The organism is Clostridium sp. SM-530-WT-3G, from assembly GCF_012843905.1.
In the GTDB taxonomy this organism is placed as follows: domain Bacteria; phylum Bacillota; class Clostridia; order Clostridiales; family Clostridiaceae; genus Clostridium.
The window spans coordinates 1-576 of sequence record NZ_JABAGC010000104.1; the positions used below are offsets into that span (position 1 = coordinate 1).

1 protein-coding gene is annotated in these 576 nt (G+C 32.8%); it reads right to left on the minus strand.

Annotated features, from left to right (window positions below):
* Positions 1-507 (minus strand): reverse transcriptase domain-containing protein (locus tag HF850_RS15415; protein ID WP_243159518.1); only part of this gene is annotated, 507 nt, incomplete at its 3' end.
* Positions 508-576: the final 69 nt, after the last annotated feature.

Consider the following 576-nt stretch of genomic DNA (forward strand, 5'->3'; position numbering starts at 1 on the left):
TCTTATATAAAGTTTCAACCATTTTTCGTCTGTATGTAATTCTACAGCTTTCATGAGTAATTCATGGTTAATATTATCAAATAGTCCCTTTATGTCTAGTTCTATGACATAATCATATCTCCAACATCTTTCTCGTACTTTTCCAACTGCATCTATAGCCGATTTATTGGGTCTATATCCATAAGAGTCCTTATGAAATATTGGCTCTACTTTTGGTTCTAGATACATTCTTGCTGTCATTTGTGCAATTCTGTCTGATATAGTTGGTATCCCTAAGGTTCTGGTTCCACCATTCTTTTTCGGTATTTCTACTGCCAATACTGGTGATGGAAAATAACTTCCTGAACTCATTCTGTTCCATATCTTATATAAGTTATCTTTTAAATTTTCTTCAAACTTTGCAAAATCTATTCCATCTATACCAGCACTTCCTTTATTTTGCCTTACTCTTTTGTATGCTTCTAAAACTACTTTCTTAGATATATTGTATTGTTTGCTTTCCTTCATATAATCCTCCTAGTTTTCCAGTTGTTATTTGATGTCAAGCTGAAATGATGATACCCCTTTGCTCCATGA